Here is a 19,636-nt window from a genome sequence, read left to right as displayed (position 1 = left end):
GCCAAGGGGCACACGGCAAGTCGCAGTGGCTATGTAGGCGTACCAAAGGGGGGCGGAACGAGTTATCTCAGATCCGCCTTCGCCGCGGTACTTTTCGAGGCGGCGCCGCACGATCATGGGCAACCCGCGGAGGACCTGCGACGGACCCTTGGTGCTAAAATTGCGGCCTCGACCGTCGTTGCAATTGGAGAGCGACGATTGGTTTCTCAACATCCCAACTTTCAATGTGGCGCGTATGCTAGAAATCGTTCCGACCAACGACCTGAAGCGAATCTATGACCGCTATGCTGGTGAGATCGAGCATTCAGTCGTGGCCACGCTACGTAGCGGTTGGTGGCTCAATGGCGACAAGGGGCGCAGATTCTCCGAGAGCTTTGCTGCATTCGTGGGGACGTCCCATTGCATTCCAGTCGCCAACGGGACCGACGCTCTCGAGCTTGCTCTCCGCGCAGTCGGTGTGGGCGCCAATCTTGAGCGGAATGAAGTAGTCACGGTTGCAAATGCCGGAGGCTATACCGCTACCGCTTGCCGTCAGATTGGGGCCGTTCCTGTTTACGTCGATATCGATCCCGAGTCACAGCTAATGTCTCTTCGCGCGCTTGAAAGTGCGCTCAGCGAGCACACCGTAGCGGTAGTGGCGACCCATTTGTATGGTGGCACGGTGGATGTGCCTGCGATGAGGGCACTGTTGGATTCCGCCGGTTATGCGGACGTAGCGATAGTGGAGGACTGCGCGCAGGCCCATGGGGCTACGGTGGGGGGAGAAAAAGTCGGCTCGATGGGGAATATTGCCGCTTTCAGTTTCTATCCCAGCAAGAATCTCGGAGCGATGGGAGACGCCGGCTGCGTTGTTACGAATGATGCGAAGCTAGAGAAAATGGTACGAATGCTGCAGCAATATGGCTGGGGCAGCAAATACAAGATCGACCTCGCCGGTGGACGAAATTCCCGCATGGATGAAGTGCAGGCAGCCATTCTTTCCATACTGCTGCAGCATCTGACGGAACTTAATTCGGAGCGTAATCGCATCGTTGAACAGTATCGTGAAGTGTCTTCTGATGGTGTGCAGTTCCTGAAAAATGGGGACGGTGCAGTGACCCATCTTGCTGTAGCGCTGGTTCAGGATCGGGCAGCTTTCTGCACTTATTTAAGTGAGCGAAAGATTGCATCTGATATTCATTACCCGATATTGGATACGGATCAGCCTGCATGGGTCGATATGCCCAAGCGAGTGGCTGGGGATCTAAAAAACTCGCGGGAGTCCGTGGAAAAGATCGTTTCCCTTCCTTGTTTTCCCGGCATGACCCAGGATGAAATAACTCGTGTCGTCGAGGCGCTTAAAGCCTGGGCCCTGCGATGAAATATTCGCTCATTATCCCGGTGTACCGGAATGCAGCTAACGTGCCGTCGTTGGTCGACGCAATCGTGAAAATGCGGGAAAGGGTGGGCGACGGATTCGAAGTCGTTTTTGTTATCGATGGCTCGCCCGATAATTCGGCCGAATTGTTAATGGATGCGGCCAAGAATTTTGATTTTGCATACAAGATAGCTTTTCATAGTAGGAATTTCGGCTCATTCGCTGCTATTCGAACGGGGCTAGGCCTGGCCACGGGAAAGTATCTGGCAGTAATGGCTGCGGATCTTCAAGAGCCGCCAGAATTGATCGAGATGTTTTTCCAGATTCTGGAAAATGATGAGGCAGACGTAGTATTCGGGCAGCGTGTGGCGCGGAATGATCCATTTATATCTCGAAAGCTCTCCGAGCTATTCTGGGGTGTATATCGACGATACGTCGTGCGTGACATGCCCGCTGGAGGAGTTGATATCTTTGCGTGCAATCGTTCGGTATTGGATGCTACTCTCTCGATCGTTGAACCCAATAGTTCGCTTATCGCCCAGTTGTTTTGGGTGGGTTTCCGGCGTAAATTCGTGCCATACACGCGGCGTCGGCGAGAGCATGGGGTAAGTGCATGGAATTTGTCCAGGCGTTTCCGCTACATGATGGACAGCATTTTGGCGTTTTCGGATTTACCTATCATGATTGCCCTCTGGTTAGGCATTATGGGGTGTTCAATAAGCGTCGTTCTAAGTGTGGTGACTGCGGTGGCTAGGATAACTGGCTATATTCACGAGGCGGGCTACGCCAGCTTGTTTATATTAATCATGTTCTTTGGGTCGCTGATCCTTATGGTTCAGGGTATATTGGGCTGCTATACGTGGCGCACAGCCGAGAACACGAAACGCCGGCCGCTTAGCATTGTGAGCCATGTGATGGAAAGCCCAACGTCTATCAAGTAAGTACTATGAACCAAGATTCAGCAGTATTCATTCACGAAAAAGCCATTTGCGAATCTGACGCGATCGGAACGGGTAGTCGGATTTGGGCTTTTGCCCACATTCTGCCCGGGGCGCGGATTGGCAAAAACTGCAATGTGTGTGATCACGTTTTTATAGAGAACGACGTGATCGTGGGTGACGACGTTACCCTAAAATGTGGTGTGCAGCTTTGGGACGGAGTGCGATTGGGGGATAGGGTTTTCGTAGGCCCCAACGCAACGTTCACCAATGACAAGCAGCCACGGTCAAAAGTATATCCCGCAGCATTTTTGCAAACCGTTGTTGAAAAAGGTGTGTCAATCGGTGCGAATGCGACAATTCTGCCTGGTATCACCATAGGCACAGGGGCGATGATTGGCGCGGGGGCCGTGGTCACGAAGAACGTCCCTCCCAACGCGACCGTAGTTGGAAATCCTGCGGTAATAGTAGGCTACCAAACGTCCGAGAAGTCATATGCGCCGGTCGCATCAATAGATGGCTTTGAAGAAGGGGATTTGGGAATCGGCGGCTGTCGACTCATACGCTCCCCTATTTTTCAGGACATGAGGGGAAAATTATCCGCGATCGAATTTAGCGCACTGCCGTTTGTTCCCCAACGGTCGTTTCTCGTTTTTGACGTCCCGAACAATAAAGTCCGTGGTGAGCACGCTCACAAGAAATGCCATCAATTTTTATTTACGGTCGCCGGGCGGGTAGCGGTGGTCGTTGATGATGGTGTGCACCGAAAGGAAATTATGCTTGAGGGTCCCGGAGTGGGTTTGCATATTCCTCCTATGGTTTGGGGAGTGCAATATAAATTTGAGCCGGGTACAATTTTACAGGTTTTTGCCTCGTTGCCCTACGAGAACGAAGACTATATACGGGACTACACCGAGTTCCAGCGTGCCGCTACAGGCTCCTGATATTGGAAATTTTCAATAGAATTATGAAGGCCTCGCCAAGATACGACGCTATTCGTTTTTTGGTGGCGGGTGGCTTAAATACGCTTTTAACCCTGCTGGTCTATCAGGTAGCACTGATTTGGTGGTCAGAGCGGGTTTCGTACGCTTTGGGATGGGTGGTTGGCTTGGCCTATGTCGCGATTGTCTATCCCAGTCGGGTATTTGTCGGCGGCCGGAAGGACATTGTATCGAGAGTCCTGGTGGTATTCTGTTATGCCGTTACATACTACGTTGGCGTTTTGATTCTGACGAAAGCCATTGATATGGATATACATCGTCGACTTGCCATCTTTATTTCTTTGGCGGTGACGACATCGCTCGGCTTTATATTGTCTCGCTTCGTGCTGCGACGTCCACGTTAGGTGGGACGCGTGCTCGCGCTCCTTTGACGCTAGAATAACGAACTCGAGCTCAATTGTACGCTACCCCCTTTTCAGAATTCCTAGGGTTTACATACCAACGGCCGCGCTCTAGTGCCGGCTTCCGCAGCGCATTGCTGTTCCGCTCATCATTCGACTTATGTCCACGCAAACCCTCGCGGCTATTTCTCAAGGTCGCGTAAATAGCATAACGTTTTTTAGATTGGTGGCGGCTTGGGCTGTTATATATAGCCACGCGTTCGTGATCACCAGAAGTACCGAAAGGGACTGGCTGGGCACAATCACGCACTATGCGCATTTTGGAGGTTTGGCCGTTGATTTTTTCTTTTTGCTAAGTGGATTTCTCGTCTGCGGCAGTATCAAGAGCTCAGGTGTCTTCAGGTACTCGGCCTCCAGAGTGCTGCGGTTGTTCCCGGGTCTTTGGTTTAATCTCTTTATCGTGGTGTTCGTATTGGGGGGCATTGTAACTACAATGCCGCTCAAAGAATATTTGACCCACGCACAAACTTGGCGCTACCTGTCTCAGATTGGATTGGGAATGGGCAGCGAATGGACTTTGCCGGGCGTGTTCACCGGGAACCGTTATGATTCTATGAACGGCTCGATATGGTCAGTCATCGTTGAGATTAGGATGTATCTGTATCTCGCAGTTGCATACATGTTGGGCGTGCTCCGCAATCGTGTGATTTTCAATGTCGTATTTGCTCTAATTTCCTTACTAGTCTGGACTGAGACAATTCATATTCCAGGTGTAGCGGGTGCGACCGACGTTCATGTGGCCCTATTGTTCGCATTGGGCTGCTTCCTGTATATGAACAAGGACTTGGTGACAGTGTCTCCGACATTTGTACTGTCGGCTGTGGCCATCGCATTGGTCTCCATTGGTACACCGAATTTTCAATTTGGCTATATCCTGATACTTGTCTGCCTGTTTATCCTGTTGGCATTTATGCCCACCTTTAGCTGGGTTGACCGCATCGGAGACTATTCATACGGAGTCTATTTATGGGGTTGGCCTGTCCAGCAGACATTGGTGCTCATTTGGCCTGAGCAGAGTCAGATAACAAATGCACTGGGCGCAATAGTGATATCAACGATTTTAGCTGCGATTTCTTGGCATTGGATCGAGAGGCCTATGCTGTCGCTGAAGAGATTTCTGAGGCCGCGTCAACAGGCATACCATCGGGACGGCCAGACGGAACAACTTTCGGGGATGAGGGGCTAATGGATACGCGAATGGGCAATCCCCTACCCTCCGTGTTACGCACGGTCTTGATTGTTGCTGCGGCGTTCTTCCTTACTAGCCTTCTATTCAAGCCTGGCTATATTGATCTGACTGCGCCTGCGCACAGCGATCTTTATCGGTATTTTCTTATAGCCGAAGCTCCGTGGGTCGCATCAACTTGGTTGACTCCACGGCCGTTAATGATTGCATATCTCAAGCTTGCCGGTGTGTTTCACAGCCCCGGCAGCTTGTATGTTCTACTCGCATTGCCGTCAATGGCATTTATTGTGATGCTGGCGCTAATAGGCTCTCGCATCAGTACTGTGCCGATTTCAGGGCTATCGATTTTTTTATTTGGCGTTACTGCCTTCGGTATGCCTCATTTTCTGCCGATGTTTCAGTACGACTATGGTGGAATGCTCTCCGGCTTTCTAGCCGCTTCCGCCATTTATCTCGTGCTCCCGAGGGCAGAGCGCCCAGTTGACGGAAGGACGTGGGCGTGGGCGATGCTTTTAGTATGGGCGTCCTTGGAGACGAAGCCTACATATGGGTTGGCGCTGCTCGGGGTATCGGCTGTGGCGACACTGCTGACGCGTCGGCGCGCCTATCTGTTGGCGACACTGGGAGTGGCGTTCATACTGGGTGCGGTCTTCGTCAAAGACGTTTTGTTAGGATCGGGCTTCATTCAGTCGGCGAGCACAAATAACGTGTATTCCGTCGTCATCGATATTCCCCGCAACATTCAGGCGCTCGGATTCTATGTGAAGAACGCGCTGACGTTTCCAATGCAACTTGCCGTAGCAATTTGCGCGTTGGCTTTGCTCGCGGCGCGACAATGGAAACTACTCCTTTTCATCGTCGTTGCGGCGGTCGGGAGCTCCGCGCCGATGGCGCTCTTGGTCAATCGCCTGTGGGATATATACGCTTGGTTTTCGACCGCCATATTTGCAATGCTGATTTTGCTCGGTTCGGCGATCCTGCAGCAGCAGGCCGCTCGAGCTCGGGCAGTCGGTGCCGTGATGGCTTACTTACTGGTAGCAGCGGTCTCGGGCCTGCTATTGGTCAGTGCAGGGTCGGGTTCTGCTGCGGCAGAATGGGCAAGCAATAACCAGCGATATAATCGACACATGCTGGATATGCTTTCAGCACTTGAACCGCAGGGTTCCGGTCGGATAATTTTTGCGGGAGCACGAGGGCCGTATCATCCATTGAGAAATACGGAATATATCAAGCGCGTGTTTCCCGCCATTCACTCTTTTGATATCTTGGCCCGCAGGAGTGAAATGTCTTGGAACAAGATGGCGGCTCGCGAGTTGGTTAACGCTGTATATCCCTCCGAGCTCAACCTGCGGGGTTATAGCCGCGTCTATGTATTGTCGGAAGCGGGGAGCCTCGCGGGGGTGTACACTCCTGCCGATTTGCTGGCAATGCCGCCCGGGGAACGTAGCCGTGTTCTCCTTTGCAGTGAAGCGACCGGTTCGCGCGTGGTGTCGAACGAAGCCCAGTTGCTCAAAGCCCTTGACTGCCTTGTTTCCGCGGAAGAGTTTAAGGACGCAATTGCCTTGTGGGAAGAGTATGCTGGGCTAGATCATGCTCAACCGTGGATATTCTTCCAATTGGCAAAGGCCTACGGCAGTGTCGGCAGCACGGATTTGGCACTTGCTGCGATAAACCGGGCGTTGGCTATCGAGCCAAAAAATCCGATATTTGAGAATATGCGGAAGCAGGTTGAAAAATAAAAAAATAACCTGCGGAATGACGTGCCCCCGGAGTATCCGTAGAGGTCAAAAACTAGAGGTGAGGCTGCCCCCTCAGCGCCCCAAGCAGGGTGAGGAGAAGCCATGAAATGGTCGAGATTTACCGAAGAGCAGATTGCCTATGCGTTGCGACTGGCAGATAGCGGCACACCGGTGGTCGATGTATGTCGGCAACTCGGTGTGTCCTAGGCGACTTTCTACACTTGGAAGAAGAAATACGCCGATTTCGGCGTGAGTGAACTGCCTAAGCTCGAGCAGCTTGAGGACGAGAACGCAGGCCTGCGGCGTATCGTCGCTGATCTGACGGGACAAGCGGCTCCTGCAGGAGGGGTGATGCGGGTAAAGTCTGAAAGCCGCCAAACGGCGCGAGCTGACGGCTTGGATGCACGAGCGCGTCCGGATCAGCGTGCGGCGCGCTTGCGCACTCGCGTTGCTGCAACGGTCGACGTGGCACTCCAAGAGTCATGCGCGAGACCAAAGCGCGCTGCGCCGGCGCATTCGCGACATCGCACTGAGTCGTCCGAGATTCGGCTACTGGCGTGTGTTAGTGATGCTGCGAGGGCTGGAGCGTAGGCAAGAAACGCGTCTATCGTCCCTATAGGCGAAGGCTTGCAACTGCGATGAAGATCAAGCGCCGCAAGCGCATTGCTCTACTTCGAGGCAAGCCACCGGTGCCGACCAGGCCCATCCAGCACTGGAACATGGATTTCGTTCATGATCAGATGCTAGACGGACGCAGCGTTCGCATCCTGACCGTCATTGATCAATGGAGTTGCGAGAGCGTGTGCCCAGAGGCCAACTTTCGGCGAAATGGCCGGCGTGTCGGGCTGGCACTGGACCGCTCGGCCGTTCTTCGCGGCTGGCCCAAGGCAATCACCGTGGATAACGGAACGGAATTCACGTCTCGGGCGTTGGACGACCGGGCATACCGGCGCGGCATCAAGCTCGATTACACGCGCCCCGGCAAGCCGACCGATAATGGGCTGATCGAATCGTTCAACGGTCGACTGCGCGACGAATTCCTTAACTTGCACGAATTCATCACGCTGCACGACCTGCGGCAAAAACTTTAGGCTTGGCAGGACGACTACAACCATCACCGTCCCCAATCTGACCCGTGTGAGTACGTCCAAAAGTGGTCAGTGCAACCAACAGAGGCAGCCACCCTCCAGTTTTGAACTGTCCAAATTACGGGGGAAGGTCAATAAAAAACCCCGAAGATTGGATCAATGCCCAACCCTTCGGGGGGCAGTTCAGAATCGCAGGCTATTTTCTTAAGCCAGCGAGGTTTTTAGAAACTGCGAAAGGCTTCCGCCCGTGTACTGAGCGGAGTCGTATCCCATGGCCTCCGCAGCCTGAATATCGGTTGGCTGATCGCCTATGACCAACGTTCCTTTGGAATCAATGGGCCAGGCTGCCTGCAACTCTCGCAACATTCCAGGATTGGGTTTTCGGCAGTTGCATGAGATGGCGAATTCGGGTACGACCCCATCGACATGGTGGGGGCAATAGGCAAACGCGTCAATATGGGCGCCATGCGCACGCAAGGAATCTTGCATGAACTTGTGCAATGTATGCATCGCACTTTCAGTATAGTAGCCGCGCGCAATACCAGCTTGGTTGGTAAATACGAATGTGAAATAGCCGAGGTCGTTGGCGTACTTCACTGCTTCTATGGCATCTTCGGTCCAATAGAATCTTTCTATTTCGCCAACATAGCCATGATTAACGTTAAGCACCCCGTCTCGGTCGAAGATGATCGCAGGCCGGCGCATGCTTTGCCATACGGAAGTGGCGGCAAATTCGTATGATTCAGGTACACCGATGTCCAGAAAAAAGCCTTCATATTTCCGGGCACAGACTTTACGTCGGGGGGCGAGAAGCGGTAGAACTTCCTGCTCCAACGAACCTCTTTCGGGTACGTATTGGAGAATTTCCCGCCGAATCAGATAAATTCCGCCATTAACAAGGCCACCTGCTTCGGTGCCGCGGGCTGCGAAGGAGTCGACGTACTCTTCGTCGAGCGACACTATCCCGAATCGACTGGCATCGCTTAGCTGCCGAAGCCCCATCGCGACCAGGCAGTCGGGATGGGTGGACAACAGCTCGTGCAGGTCGAGCAAATTGAAGTCGAACACCGAGTCGCCGTTCATGAGCAGGAACCTGTCATGCAGGTGCGGACCCGCAAAGGAGAGCGCGCCTGCAGTCCCCAGAGGGGCGGGTTCGGTCAGGACCTTGATGTGGATCGTGTCACGATATTCGCAATTGCGAGCATATTCCTCCACTGCTTCTGCACAATGGCCCGCGAGTAGCAAAAGCTCCTCGAATCCCTGTCGGGCCAGATGCCAGAGCAGTAGATCGAGGAATGGTCTGCCATTTACCGGCAATAGGGGCTTGGGGTACGACTTCGTAAGTTCGCCCAGTCGCGTTCCCAGTCCGCCAACCAGGATGACTGCCTGTGTGGGGGCAATGGAATTCCTCACTCTGGCTTCCTGTCTTCGCCGTAGATCTCAAGTTCGGCGATGGCGCAAATCGAGTGCCCCAGCGTGATGTGGAGCTGCTGGACCAGTGGCGTGTTGGAGGAGGGCACCTTGATACTGATGTCTGCCAGGGCGTCAATGGGCGCGGGATGCCCGCCAGTAAATGAAATTGTCGAGATATCCATCCGGCGAGCACGTTCCATGGCCTTCAGCACGTTAGGCGAACGGCCAGAGGTGGTGATGCCGATCAAGACGTCGCCGGCATGTCCCAGAGCGCCTACCTGGCGCGAAAACAGGTTCTCATAGCCATAATCATTGCCAATCGCCGTCAGTATCGACGTATCGGTGGTCAATGCAATCGCCGCCAGAGGTTCCCTGTCGAAGTTGAAGCGCGAAACGAACTCTGCGGCAATGTGTTGGGCGTCGGCAGCGCTACCGCCGTTGCCGCAAAGCATAAGCTTGCGGCCCTGCTTCAGCGCAGCAACAATAGCCTGCGCCGCTCGCGCAACCGCTTCCAGCGTATCTTTAGAGGCTATTGTTTGGTCCAGGACTTCACGAGCCATCTCCAGATCATGGAGCACTGCGTTCAAATGCTTGTTGGCCAACTGACCACCCCATCTTTAGTTAAATTCACATCCGCAGGAACACCGCCCGCTTCCGCCAACGCTTTGAAGATGCGCGGTCGTGAATCGGGGTCCACCAAGAACATTACAAACCCGCCTCCACCAGCGCCCGACACCTTGCCGGCAAAAGCGCCATTGTTATGCGCAACGGACCAGAGGTTGTCGATATGCGAATTAGTTACGCTACTGGCGGTCGCCTTCTTGGCCTTCCAGGACTCATTGAGCAAGCGCGCAAGCGACGAAAAATCGCCGCGAGACAGCGCCAACTTCATATCGTGGGCATCCCGCTTTAGTTTATGCAGGTTTTCGATCACCTGAGCATCATTGCGGGACATGGCGGAAACCTGTTCGCGAATCACCGTCTCGGATGCGCGAGACTGACCACTGAAGCAGATAACGATGGATGACTGCAAGTCATACAGTATTGTGTCGCTGATACGCAATGGATTGACGATCACGCGATCGTCGGCGAGAAATTCTATGAAATTCACGCCGCCAAACGACGCGGCGTACTGATCCTGCTTGCCGCCCGCCAGCCCGAGGTCGACACGTTCGATTTCGAATGCGCCGTGAGCCACATCATATTCCCCGAGAGGCAACTCAAACGCGGCACGAAACGAGTCAAGAAGGGCGACCGTCAAGGCGGAGGACGCGCCTAGCCCGGAGCCAGGCGGCGCATCGATGGTGGTGGCTATTTCCGCGCCAAAGGGGCGGCCCGCCAGATAGCGCTCCACCACATAATTGTAGACGCCGGCGGCCAAAGCGAAAGGGCCATCTGTAGGTAGATGACCCATTGGGTGGGTCGCTGAAGCCCCCATGTCCAGCACGTCGATTTTGACTTCCGACTTCTCGGTCAGCCGCAATGACGCATGCGCGAATCGATCAATGGTTATATTTAATACGGCGCCACCATGAGTGTCGCTATAGGGCGAGAGATCAGTGCCGCCTCCAGCCAACCCGAGCCGCAAAGGCGCCCGGCTACGGAAATTTTTGTGTTTAGACATCATCTATATGTGAAGTGCGCGCAGTCGGTTATTTCCGGTCAGTGCCGAAGTGCAAACTAGACGAGCCGGGCTGGCGGTTCCGACGCCATCGGAAGGTCTCGCGGTAAAAAGTTGCCGCCTGTCACAGAGTCAAAGCCAGGATGACCTGGCGCCGGCTTGAGCGTGAAAGCTACTGGCGCATACGGTCAAACGGCGACGATCACGTCCAGCCGGTGCGGGCTGGTAGCCGACTTCCATTGGCTGATCGCGCAGTGTAGCTTCCACGCTGGCGGCGCGCCACGGCCCCATCGGGGGACGATTGTACCGTGCCGGGTAGCGTAGGTCATGGGGGAACTGCCTATCAACCTGCAACCCCACGTGAGTGTGAATGACTACCCCAGGCACTGGCCGTGAGGGTAGCGAGACTTCATCGTACAATCTTCCGCTTAACCGGGTCACGCATTCGGCACGCGAGCTCGTGGATGAAGGAGCGCTGCAGGGCCGCGTCGCGTATACCTACAGTGCTTCAGCTACTCACGACGGTGGTCGCGTGAACGAAATAGAATATTGGCTTAAGGGCGAGAGCGAACAAAATCTGGGCGATTTCCTGTCCGAGTATTTTGCAGAGCATCTTTTTATTAGAACCACACGTCCTGGGGTGGTGGTTCGCATGGTGGGCAGTGCGCTTGCGGATGCGTTTGTCCCTGAGCATGGCGGAGCTTTGGCGGCGCACCGGGACGTCGAACAGAGTCCCACGCTAGTGGCCTGGGGACTCGGTGTTCGCGATCGAGGCAGCCTGACACCGGAAGCGCGAAGTCGTGTCGACATTCTTGCAGTGCGCGGGTCTATCACCGCCGCAGAGGTTCAAGCTGGGGCGGACGTTCCGATGGGCGATCCGGGATTGTTGATGCCGGCATTGTATTCGCCGCAGCACAATCCCGAGTATGCCGGCAAGCGCGTTTGCATTCCTCATTTTCACGATAGGCGCAATGACGAGGCGATCCTCGCCGCAAGCGGGTGCGACCTCGTCCTCAGAACGTCGGTTCCCAACGAACTGAAGGCGATAGAGGAGTTTATCGACAAGCTCGCATCCGCGAGTTTCATCCTTTCCGGCTCTTTACATGGTGCGATTCTCGCTGTCGCCTACGGTGTACCCTACAGCTATTGGGACTCAGGTACGGTCGATTTGCCTCTGAAATGGGAGGATTTTTCGACATCGATTGGTACACCTACTGTCTTTGTTCGCGACGTCGCAGAGGGTGAGAAGACCTATAGTGAAGTGCTCAAGGATGCGATTCGACTTCCCTCGGTGTTGGAGTTGCTCGGCCGATCTCCCTATATTCCCCGTCCTGATGCGCTGCTGAAGATCGTTCAGTATGAAATGCGGCGGCGCGGGGTCTTGGCGCGAGAAGCCGATGATGCCCTCTCCGACGCGACCAGGGTATTCGAGGATGGCGCGGCGCATTTTCAAAAAATCGCAGACGAAGCTACCGCGGCACAACGCGCAATATATCGCGCGGATCTTGGGCGAATGGCTCACCGCATTGCCGCTGTGAGGCAGATTGAGAAGCAACAGTCCGAAGAAATAGCGCAACTGCGAGCGCACGCCGCTGGATGGCATGCTGCGCATGATCGCATCGCAAATAGCGCGGCCTGGAAGGCCACAAGCATTCCAAGGAGAGTGGTGGATCGTCTCAAATCGACTAAAGCGCTGCTGAAACGCGGCATGTCGGCAGCTAGGGCACGGGCAAATATGTCGGAGCGCCGCGATATTGCGATTCTGAGGAAGAGCAAGCTATTTGACGAAGATTGGTATTACGAAAGATACCCGGACGTGCGAAACGGTACTGTCGACCTTCTGCGTCACTATGTACAGCACGGCGCGGCCGAAGGGCGTAGCCCGCGCAGGTTCTTTGATGCACCGTATTATATTTCGCAGGCGGACAGTAATGTACGCGCCAAGACGAATCCTCTGTTGCACTACATCACAGAGGGTCGTGATGCTGGATTGATGTATTCAGAAGCTTTTGAAAAAATCGGAAAAATAACTTTTCCGAAATATGATAGCCCGATCGTCACCATAATAATACCCACGTATGGGCAGGTCGATTACACGGTTCACTGTCTTTATTCCCTATATAAAGCTGAAATAAAGGTTCCGTTCGAGATTATTGTCGCCGAAGATGCGTCCGGAGATCCAGATGTCGCACGTCTGCGTGTGGTAAATAACATCCGGCTCATTGAACGGGAAAAGAATTTGGGCTTCCTGCGGTCGTGTAATGCGGCAGCTCAGGAGGCGCGCGGAAGCTATATATTCTTGCTGAACAACGATACGGAGGTTGCATCAGGTGCAATCGAGGCGTTGCTCGATACGTTTGAGCGCTGGCCTACTCCGGTAGGTATGGCCGGCTCCAAGCTGCTTTATCCGGATGGCAGCTTACAGGAAGCCGGCGGCCTTGTCTGGAATGATGGTAGCGCTGCCAATCTGGGTCGCATGGATAACCCCGAAAAGCATGAATATACTTATCGACGTCCTACCGACTATATTTCCGGCGCGGCCATTATGCTGCCGCGGCAATTGTGGATGGATCTTGGAGGATTTGACGAACATTACCTCCCGGCTTATTGCGAAGATAGCGACCTCGCTTTTCGGGTTCGTCAGGCTGGATACGAGGTCGTCTACACGGCGGATTCCGAAGTCGTTCACTTCGAAGGCATATCCCATGGGCGTGATACCAACACGGGCGTGAAGGCCAGCCAGGTCGCGAATTCGCAAAAGCTCTTTCAGCGTTGGCGTAGTATCCTGAATGCTGAACACAGCTTCCCGGGCGACAAGTCAATTCGGGCGCGAGATCGTGTAGGTGATCGTAAGGTCGTCCTGATCATTGACCATTATGTTCCTGAGCCAGATCGGGATGCCGGTTCGCGCACCATGGCCACCTTCATTGATCAGCTTATAGCTATGGGGCGCATCGTGAAGTTCTGGCCGGACAATCGGTATCGCTCGCCAGGTTACACCGATGCCCTGTTGAGCAAGGGCGTCGAGGTGCTATACGGCCAGGAAGGAGAAACCTTCGACTCCTGGATCACGGAGAACGGTGGCGATATCGACGAGGTGCTGTTGTCTCGGCCGCATATATCTCCTCCGTACATTCCCTTGCTGCGCACTCATACGCGCGCGGTGCTGGCGTACTATGGGCATGACTTGCATCATGCGCGCATGTTCCTTGAGGCTCAGAAGACCAACAATGAGCTTAAGTTCATGGATGCTGCAGAAATGCGTGATCAGGAGATCGGTGTATGGCGAAGTGTGGATGCTGTGCTGTACCCGTCGGAAGATGAGGCGCGGGAGGTGCTGAGACAATGCCCTGATGTGAAAGCTATGGCTGTCTCGCCTTACGCCTTTGCTCCTAGCGTCCCCGGAGACCTCACGCCGGCCGGTCGGGAAGGAATAATCTTTGTTGCCGGCTTCGCGCATTCTCCCAATGTAGATGCCGCATTGTGGTTCTGCAAAGAGGTTTATCCGCTTATCCGTCAGCGAGTACCTGGCATAAAGCTGAGCCTCGTTGGTTCGAATCCCACCACGCAGGTCAAGGAATTGGCCGGAACCGACATTGAGGTTACGGGATTCGTTAGCGACGAAGAGCTTGCCGCGCGGTACGGTGCTGCGCGTGTGGCGATCGCACCGTTGCATTATGGTGCGGGGGTCAAACTGAAAGTCGTGGAAGCGTTGCAGCAGGGCGTTCCGCTTGTAACGACCCCGGTTGGCGCGCAGGGGCTGTATGGCCTTGCGGAGGTCTGCGCCATCGCTAATACTCCATACGAGTATGCGGAGGCCGTGATCCGTCTTATCGAGGACACGGCATTGTGGTCCGCATGCTCTAACCGACAGCGCCAGTTCGTTGACGACCATTTCGGCCGTGATCGTATGAGGCATGATCTGGAGCGTGCATTCTCGGTATCCCGCGGACTCGGCCAAGCATGACTGTGCCTCGGCAAGGCCGGAAGGCAAGAAGTCGATGAAATATCTGAAGGAGCTCGAAGGCGTGCGGGGAATCATGGCTCTATGGGTTGTGATCGCGCACGTCCTCGGTGCACTGCCTGCCATTCCGGGTCCTGTTCCCAACGGCATATACAGCGTATACCCGGTGTATGTCTTCATCATCCTGAGCGGCTTCGTTATATTCTCGATGCTGGATAGGGAAGAGGTGCCCTACGGGAGATATCTTCTTGCTCGTGCGCTGCGTATTTTTCCGGTTTATTGGTTAGTGCTGGCGCTCTCTGTACTATCGCTCACCTTCGCCGCAGATGTCCTTCGGGCTTCTCCAATAGGATTTTCCACGGAAGGGCGGCTGTTTATTATCGACGTGGCCAAGAGTAATCTTGCTGCACACGTTCTTTTGCATATTCCCTTGTTACAGGGGTTGCCGCCAACGGTGATCCTGCCATATTCGGCGCTTACCATTGTGGGTCAGGCTTGGAGCCTGACACTGGAATGGCAGTTTTACATTGTGGCACCATTGCTCTTTTGGATGGCTAGGTCCATTAATAAAAAGAAAGCTCAATTAACGGTTCTGGCGGTTTCATCGGTCTGTTGGCTATTGACTCCATATATGGACGGGGGATTCATTGGCAGCTACTTGCCGATGTTCATGGTCGGCTTTCTCAGCTATTTTTTTTATCGCAATGTGGTGCCGCGCCTGTCTAAGGAGTGGATGGGCGGTATCGCCGCAGTGAGTTTTGCGGGTAGTCTAATTTTCTTGAAAGAATACGCGGTTCCCGTAGCGATCTGGGTCGCGCTGCTTTATTTTATCTGCGCGGATTCGCGGACTGAGAATGGGAACGAGGTTGCGCGCCTCCTGCGAGGGCGAGCTTTAACATATTTGGGAAAAATCAGCTACCCCCTTTTTCTTGGACATATGCAAGTGCTGTTCGGATGCATGTGGCTTGCGAACAAGGTAGGCTTGCAGGGCGTCCCACGTATTGTGCTGCTTCCGGTTTTGACCATTGGCGCGGCGATTTTGTTTGCAGATTTCGTGCATCGAGTCGTGGAGCGTCCGTTTCACGAGATGGGGCGCGGGCTGGCAAAGAGGGCCCCTGCTAAAGCCCCAAGGGCTGATGGATTGGCATAGGGGCACTCACCTCAGAGTGAGGCCGCAGAATAACGACCGTGGCGTTTTACCCAACAGAGCGGTGCGTGGCTGGCGGTGCATATTGCGTCCGGCGGTAATAATCAGAATTCAGGAATACAACTTAGGGGTTATGGGGTTATGTTCTTCTCTAAGCGTCTTTTGAGCGCGCGAAAATCCGGTCTTACGATTGTCAGTGGTTGTGATAGGCTCAGGTTGAAATCATTCGTGAATCACAAGTTTTTTGCCGATCTCAATGACGTCAATTACGTGTGGTCCTTCATGTTGCGACGCGATGGGCTAAACCCATATCTCCGTAAGATAGATGCCGTACAAAGCGCATTGGGAGCAGATGAATGGCTGTTCTGGCTGGACGATGACGCCTATTTCACTGATTTTTCCTGGCGCCTGCTCCCGTATGTCTCGCCATATTCAAAATACGATCTGGTGATATGTAAGAGCCCGATCAACAATGGGGCCTGGACATATGTGTCGTCAGGGCAGTTTTTCCTGAAATCTACACGCCGTTCGGCTGCATTTCTGAATGTAATGCGGAATACCGATCTTGAACAGGTGAAGACATGGTGGAGCCAAGAGAAGTACGGCATGTTCACCAGCGGTGATCAGGATGTCATGGTATATGTTCTGGCGACTGATCCGCGTTTTCGTGAGGGCGAATTCTTCGTCCGGCTGGATTACTCGGAGTTCAATTCGCGAGAATTTCACTACAAGGAGTCCGCGGATGAGCACCGACTTTTGCACTTGGCATCTGCGATCAAGACAAAAGAACAATTGCTTGAAGGATTTCGGGAACGATTTGATTTGAACGAATTCTTGATTCCCGAAGCTCTTTTGGGGGGTGTTGATTTGGAGGCGTATAAGAAATTGAGGATTTCATGACGCGCTCTGCAATGGTACGTGTTTGAATTCCGTGAGGAACGGAGGTTCTGGAACGTATTCAGGTGCGTAGCTGGACGGGCACCGTCGCAAGCACCACAGGACTTGATCAATCGAGTTGGGGGGCTGTGGGCTTGCCCCTTGAGCTGGCGCGGGGCCTCAGCAGCAGTGCCAGCGGCTGGTCGCCGCGGCGCTCTTGGCCCCGGTCATTGACCGGCTTCTTTATTCTGGCTCAGGAGGGCCGAAATATGCAGAAGTCACTTCGTCGGGGGACCCATCCATTTTAACCCTGCCATGTTCGAGCCAGATTGCGCGATTGCATGTGTGGGCGACCAGGGCACGGGAATGCGTTGCAATCACGAGGATACGGGTTGATTCGACAAGCTCGTTCAAGCGTTTTTCGGCGCGGACTTTGAATCCTTCATCGCCTACGGACAGCCATTCGTCCATCAACAGAATTTCCGGTCTGATGACCGTCGATACTGAAAACGCCAAACGTAGATGCATGCCCGCGGAGTAAGTGCGCGTGGGCATATCTATGAAATCTCCGAGTTCGGAGAATTCTATGATTTCATCCAGCTTCTTGGTAATCTCGGCGCGAGTCAAGCCTAGCAGCGCACCTCGCAAATAGATGTTCTCCCGGCCGGACGATTCAGCGTCAATGCCGAAGCCGATGTCGATAAGGGAGCCTATCTCTCCCTTCACGACGGCCCGACCGCTGGACGGCTCATACACGCCGCTGAGAAGGCGAAGGAGCGTGCTTTTTCCCGCCCCGTTATGGCCTAGGAGCGCGACTCGGTCGCCATCCTTCAAGGAGAAGGACAGGTTTTCAAGGGCTCGGACAACTACTCGTCCATTGGTATCTGCGCCAATCTGTCCGCCTGTCGCGACCTGAAATAAGCGCTTCTTTAGAGATCGCGCGCTGGCGTTGTAAATGGGGAAATCAACGCAGACCTGATCAAATACTATGGAAGCCATGGTTGGAACGGAAATATTGTAAAAGTTCAAAGCCAGTAGGCGAGGCGGCGGCGATATCTGCCATACAACGCGAGAGTGAGCGCCCAGCCGACGGCTGCAATACCTAAAGAGGAAAGCCAGTGTATCAACGCCGGAATCTCGCCAAGAAGAGGTGCGCGAACGATTTCCAGTAAATGATAGAACGGATTCAAGTTCAGGATGAAGACACTGGTCCTATTGGGGAGGAGGCCCGGAAGCCACATGATCGGCGTCAAGTAAAAAACCACCTGAATCACGCTTGTTATTATCTGCGGAATATCGCGATAGCGTGTGCAGACAATGCCGAGCAGTAGAGCCATCCAAGTCAAATTTATCAGAAGGATAAAAAATCCCGGAATAGCAAGGAAGGCGCTCCAGTTGATAGATTTCTGAACGGCGATAAATACCAATGGGAGGATCACTATATTGTGAGCCAGAATAATCATGTTTCGCCATATCTGGCGGAATATGTGCACTGAAAGCGGAATCGGAAGCTGCTTAATAATGGCTTCTGAACTGGTAAAGGATGTGCAACCTTCCGTTATGACGGAAGAGATGAATCCCCAGAATATCAGGCCGGCGGAGAGGAACGGCAGAAATTCCTCAACAGGGGACTTGAATATGGTGCCAAATACGATGCCGATGGTTGCGATCATGACGCCCATGCTGATCGTAAGCCAGAACGGCCCGACGGCCGATCGGCGGTATCGTTGGCGAACATCTTGCCAACCTAGAGTGCCGATTAGCGTGTAACGCCGGAATGCTTGGGCGATATCAGTTATGGCGCCGGTGATCATTGATTTTGACATACGGGATAAATGTGGAGGAGGGCGTGTTCTGTTCTCGACGTCGGGCGGGCGAAAGCTCAACTTCTCAGCAGAGATCGATGGACTCGAGACAAAAGCGCGGGCAAATCCGCCGCTTCATGCACCGGCAGAATGGCACTTTGGAGCGGATAGAGATCTGGCCTTGAAATTTTTGCCCAAGTGTAGCCAGATCCCTCCACTGCGAACAGAAACATTCGCTCGATGGCATGAGCCAATGTTCCATCTATTTGACCGGCTTCGTCGTCAAAATCTTTGAAGTCCAGGTTCAGACTGAGAAGTTTCGTCAATGCGTTGGTTCGACACCAGAACATGGAGCCCGACGGGAAGTCATAGGAGGCTCCCGGGCTCAGCTTCAGGCCCATTTTTTTCAACAATCTGCGGCAGCGTGGAAAGTTGGCCCCCCAGCCGAGACTGCTTCGTAGGTAGGGAAAGTGTTGTGGAAACACGAGTCCCACGCGATCATGCTCCAGCAGTTCAAATATGGAGGACACAATGGCGGACGAGCCCAGCAGATTCTCATAAAGGTAATGGCGCCAGTTTTCCAAGGGAGTGCCGCCGTGGGGGGATTTCTTTGTGTGCAGGCTTAAGGCGAAGTCATATAGAGCGTAGACATCCTTGAATCCGACTAATTTAGGCGCAATGTCTCGACCGCGATTTTCGAATATCCGTATTTCAACTTTTCCCTTGTTGAATCCTTCAAATACATGCGAGATCTCGTCACGTTTGCCGGGAGACGTCGTGGAGATGTATACGTCAAGATCGCCCGGTATATTTTCCAGATACTTTCGTATCTCCAAACAAAGTTCAGGATAATAGGCGTGAACGATGGCGCAAACCCGTCGTGTACGCGGCGGCGGCACATATTGAAAGGGAACTTCGATGGCGTAGTCACTGCCTATTGGCAGGGCGTGCCAGGCGGGAGGGCGGATGAGTGCATCCTGCAAGCCCTGAATGCCGTGATGACGAAACACGCGTAGCGCCGTGCGTGTGGATTTGATCGGGCCGCCCTTTTCTTTGATCATCGCGCGCATGGACGCTACGGTTTTGAGAAATTTCATCGG

General features: G+C 53.8%; 17 protein-coding genes. 11 read left to right on the top strand and 6 right to left on the bottom strand.

What is annotated here, in order from left to right; all coding sequences use genetic code 11:
* Positions 1 to 235: 235 nt before the first annotated feature.
* From ACN6PJ_RS08570 to ACN6PJ_RS08535, 8 genes are all read left to right on the top strand, one after another.
* Positions 236 to 1,360 (top strand): DegT/DnrJ/EryC1/StrS family aminotransferase, encoded by a 1,125-nt coding sequence (locus tag ACN6PJ_RS08570; RefSeq protein WP_427995440.1) that lies wholly within the window; start codon positions 236 to 238, stop codon positions 1,358 to 1,360.
* Positions 1,357 to 2,298 (top strand): glycosyltransferase family 2 protein, encoded by a 942-nt coding sequence (locus ACN6PJ_RS08565; RefSeq protein ID WP_277756720.1) that lies wholly within the window; start codon positions 1,357 to 1,359, stop codon positions 2,296 to 2,298. Before ACN6PJ_RS08570 ends, ACN6PJ_RS08565 begins: the two co-directional genes overlap by 4 nt.
* Positions 2,299 to 2,303: 5 nt before the next feature.
* Positions 2,304 to 3,239, top strand: a complete 936-nt coding sequence (locus ACN6PJ_RS08560; RefSeq protein ID WP_277756721.1) for a WxcM-like domain-containing protein — start codon at positions 2,304 to 2,306, stop codon at positions 3,237 to 3,239.
* A 23-nt stretch (positions 3,240 to 3,262) separates the two neighbouring features.
* A complete protein-coding gene (locus ACN6PJ_RS08555; protein ID WP_277756722.1) occupies positions 3,263 to 3,640 on the top strand; it encodes a GtrA family protein in 378 nt (125 codons plus the stop codon).
* A gap of 157 nt (positions 3,641 to 3,797) precedes the next feature.
* Positions 3,798 to 4,883, top strand: a complete 1,086-nt coding sequence (locus ACN6PJ_RS08550; RefSeq protein ID WP_277756723.1) for an acyltransferase family protein — start codon at positions 3,798 to 3,800, stop codon at positions 4,881 to 4,883.
* 11 nt (positions 4,884 to 4,894) lie between these two features.
* Entirely contained in the window at positions 4,895 to 6,622 is a 1,728-nt protein-coding gene (locus ACN6PJ_RS08545) for a tetratricopeptide repeat protein (protein WP_427995439.1), read from the top strand.
* Between the two features lie 102 nt (positions 6,623 to 6,724).
* On the top strand, positions 6,725 to 6,829 hold the full coding sequence (locus ACN6PJ_RS08540; RefSeq protein ID WP_427995438.1) for a transposase: 105 nt from the start codon (positions 6,725 to 6,727) through the stop codon (positions 6,827 to 6,829).
* A 431-nt stretch (positions 6,830 to 7,260) separates the two neighbouring features.
* Complete coding sequence (locus tag ACN6PJ_RS08535) at positions 7,261 to 7,713, top strand: DDE-type integrase/transposase/recombinase (protein ID WP_427995437.1); 453 nt, start codon at positions 7,261 to 7,263, stop codon at positions 7,711 to 7,713.
* A gap of 201 nt (positions 7,714 to 7,914) precedes the next feature.
* Here the strand turns inward: ACN6PJ_RS08535 and ACN6PJ_RS08530 are convergent, their stop codons facing one another.
* From ACN6PJ_RS08530 to ACN6PJ_RS08520, 3 genes are read right to left on the bottom strand one after another with little or no spacing between them, the layout of a single operon-like run.
* Positions 7,915 to 9,123 (bottom strand): HAD-IIIA family hydrolase, encoded by a 1,209-nt coding sequence (locus tag ACN6PJ_RS08530; protein ID WP_427995436.1) that lies wholly within the window; start codon positions 9,121 to 9,123, stop codon positions 7,915 to 7,917.
* Positions 9,120 to 9,710: an SIS domain-containing protein gene (locus tag ACN6PJ_RS08525; protein ID WP_427995537.1), complete on the bottom strand. Its 591-nt coding sequence runs from the start codon at positions 9,708 to 9,710 to the stop codon at positions 9,120 to 9,122. The genes ACN6PJ_RS08530 and ACN6PJ_RS08525 overlap by 4 nt, the downstream gene beginning before the upstream one ends.
* On the bottom strand, positions 9,707 to 10,750 hold the full coding sequence (locus ACN6PJ_RS08520) for a dehydrogenase (RefSeq protein WP_427995435.1): 1,044 nt from the start codon (positions 10,748 to 10,750) through the stop codon (positions 9,707 to 9,709). Before ACN6PJ_RS08520 ends, ACN6PJ_RS08525 begins: the two co-directional genes overlap by 4 nt.
* Before the next feature lie 454 nt (positions 10,751 to 11,204).
* Between ACN6PJ_RS08520 and ACN6PJ_RS08515 the strand changes: the two genes are divergently transcribed.
* The 3 genes from ACN6PJ_RS08515 to ACN6PJ_RS08505 all read left to right on the top strand — a co-directional run bounded on the left by ACN6PJ_RS08515 (position 11,205) and on the right by ACN6PJ_RS08505 (position 16,755).
* On the top strand, positions 11,205 to 14,711 hold the full coding sequence (locus tag ACN6PJ_RS08515) for a glycosyltransferase (RefSeq protein WP_427995434.1): 3,507 nt from the start codon (positions 11,205 to 11,207) through the stop codon (positions 14,709 to 14,711).
* Between the two features lie 34 nt (positions 14,712 to 14,745).
* Complete coding sequence (locus ACN6PJ_RS08510) at positions 14,746 to 15,858, top strand: acyltransferase family protein (RefSeq protein ID WP_427995433.1); 1,113 nt, start codon at positions 14,746 to 14,748, stop codon at positions 15,856 to 15,858.
* A gap of 225 nt (positions 15,859 to 16,083) precedes the next feature.
* Complete coding sequence (locus tag ACN6PJ_RS08505) at positions 16,084 to 16,755, top strand: putative nucleotide-diphospho-sugar transferase (protein WP_427995432.1); 672 nt, start codon at positions 16,084 to 16,086, stop codon at positions 16,753 to 16,755.
* Positions 16,756 to 16,974: 219 nt separating this feature from the next.
* On the opposite strand, the gene ACN6PJ_RS08500 is transcribed toward ACN6PJ_RS08505, so the two are convergent.
* The 3 genes from ACN6PJ_RS08500 to ACN6PJ_RS08490 all read right to left on the bottom strand — a co-directional run bounded on the left by ACN6PJ_RS08500 (position 16,975) and on the right by ACN6PJ_RS08490 (position 19,633).
* Complete coding sequence (locus ACN6PJ_RS08500) at positions 16,975 to 17,730, bottom strand: ABC transporter ATP-binding protein (protein ID WP_427995431.1); 756 nt, start codon at positions 17,728 to 17,730, stop codon at positions 16,975 to 16,977.
* A 26-nt stretch (positions 17,731 to 17,756) separates the two neighbouring features.
* On the bottom strand, positions 17,757 to 18,545 hold the full coding sequence (locus ACN6PJ_RS08495; protein ID WP_427995430.1) for an ABC transporter permease: 789 nt from the start codon (positions 18,543 to 18,545) through the stop codon (positions 17,757 to 17,759).
* A 68-nt stretch (positions 18,546 to 18,613) separates the two neighbouring features.
* Positions 18,614 to 19,633 (bottom strand): rhamnan synthesis F family protein, encoded by a 1,020-nt coding sequence (locus ACN6PJ_RS08490; protein WP_427995429.1) that lies wholly within the window; start codon positions 19,631 to 19,633, stop codon positions 18,614 to 18,616.
* Positions 19,634 to 19,636 lie beyond the last annotated feature (3 nt).

The organism is Achromobacter sp., assembly GCF_050285585.1.
Lineage (GTDB): Bacteria > Pseudomonadota > Gammaproteobacteria > Burkholderiales > Burkholderiaceae_B > Achromobacter.
Note: the sequence above shows the minus strand (reverse complement) of the source record. Positions and strands in the feature narration are given on the sequence as shown.

Bases quoted from the DNA above. Each gene is read 5' to 3' on its own strand.
- ACN6PJ_RS08570 (WP_427995440.1), top strand. From the start codon at position 236: ATGCTAGAAATCGTTCCGACCAACGACCTGAAGCGAATCTATGACCGC.
- ACN6PJ_RS08565 (WP_277756720.1), top strand. From the start codon at position 1,357: ATGAAATATTCGCTCATTATCCCGGTGTACCGGAATGCAGCTAACGTG.
- ACN6PJ_RS08560 (WP_277756721.1), top strand. From the start codon at position 2,304: ATGAACCAAGATTCAGCAGTATTCATTCACGAAAAAGCCATTTGCGAA.
- ACN6PJ_RS08555 (WP_277756722.1), top strand. From the start codon at position 3,263: ATGAAGGCCTCGCCAAGATACGACGCTATTCGTTTTTTGGTGGCGGGT.
- ACN6PJ_RS08550 (WP_277756723.1), top strand. From the start codon at position 3,798: ATGTCCACGCAAACCCTCGCGGCTATTTCTCAAGGTCGCGTAAATAGC.
- ACN6PJ_RS08545 (WP_427995439.1), top strand. From the start codon at position 4,895: ATGGGCAATCCCCTACCCTCCGTGTTACGCACGGTCTTGATTGTTGCT.
- ACN6PJ_RS08540 (WP_427995438.1), top strand. From the start codon at position 6,725: ATGAAATGGTCGAGATTTACCGAAGAGCAGATTGCCTATGCGTTGCGA.
- ACN6PJ_RS08535 (WP_427995437.1), top strand. From the start codon at position 7,261: ATGAAGATCAAGCGCCGCAAGCGCATTGCTCTACTTCGAGGCAAGCCA.
- ACN6PJ_RS08520 (WP_427995435.1), bottom strand. From the start codon at position 10,750: ATGATGTCTAAACACAAAAATTTCCGTAGCCGGGCGCCTTTGCGGCTC.
- ACN6PJ_RS08510 (WP_427995433.1), top strand. From the start codon at position 14,746: ATGAAATATCTGAAGGAGCTCGAAGGCGTGCGGGGAATCATGGCTCTA.
- ACN6PJ_RS08500 (WP_427995431.1), bottom strand. From the start codon at position 17,730: ATGGCTTCCATAGTATTTGATCAGGTCTGCGTTGATTTCCCCATTTAC.
- ACN6PJ_RS08495 (WP_427995430.1), bottom strand. From the start codon at position 18,545: ATGATCACCGGCGCCATAACTGATATCGCCCAAGCATTCCGGCGTTAC.
- ACN6PJ_RS08490 (WP_427995429.1), bottom strand. From the start codon at position 19,633: ATGAAATTTCTCAAAACCGTAGCGTCCATGCGCGCGATGATCAAAGAA.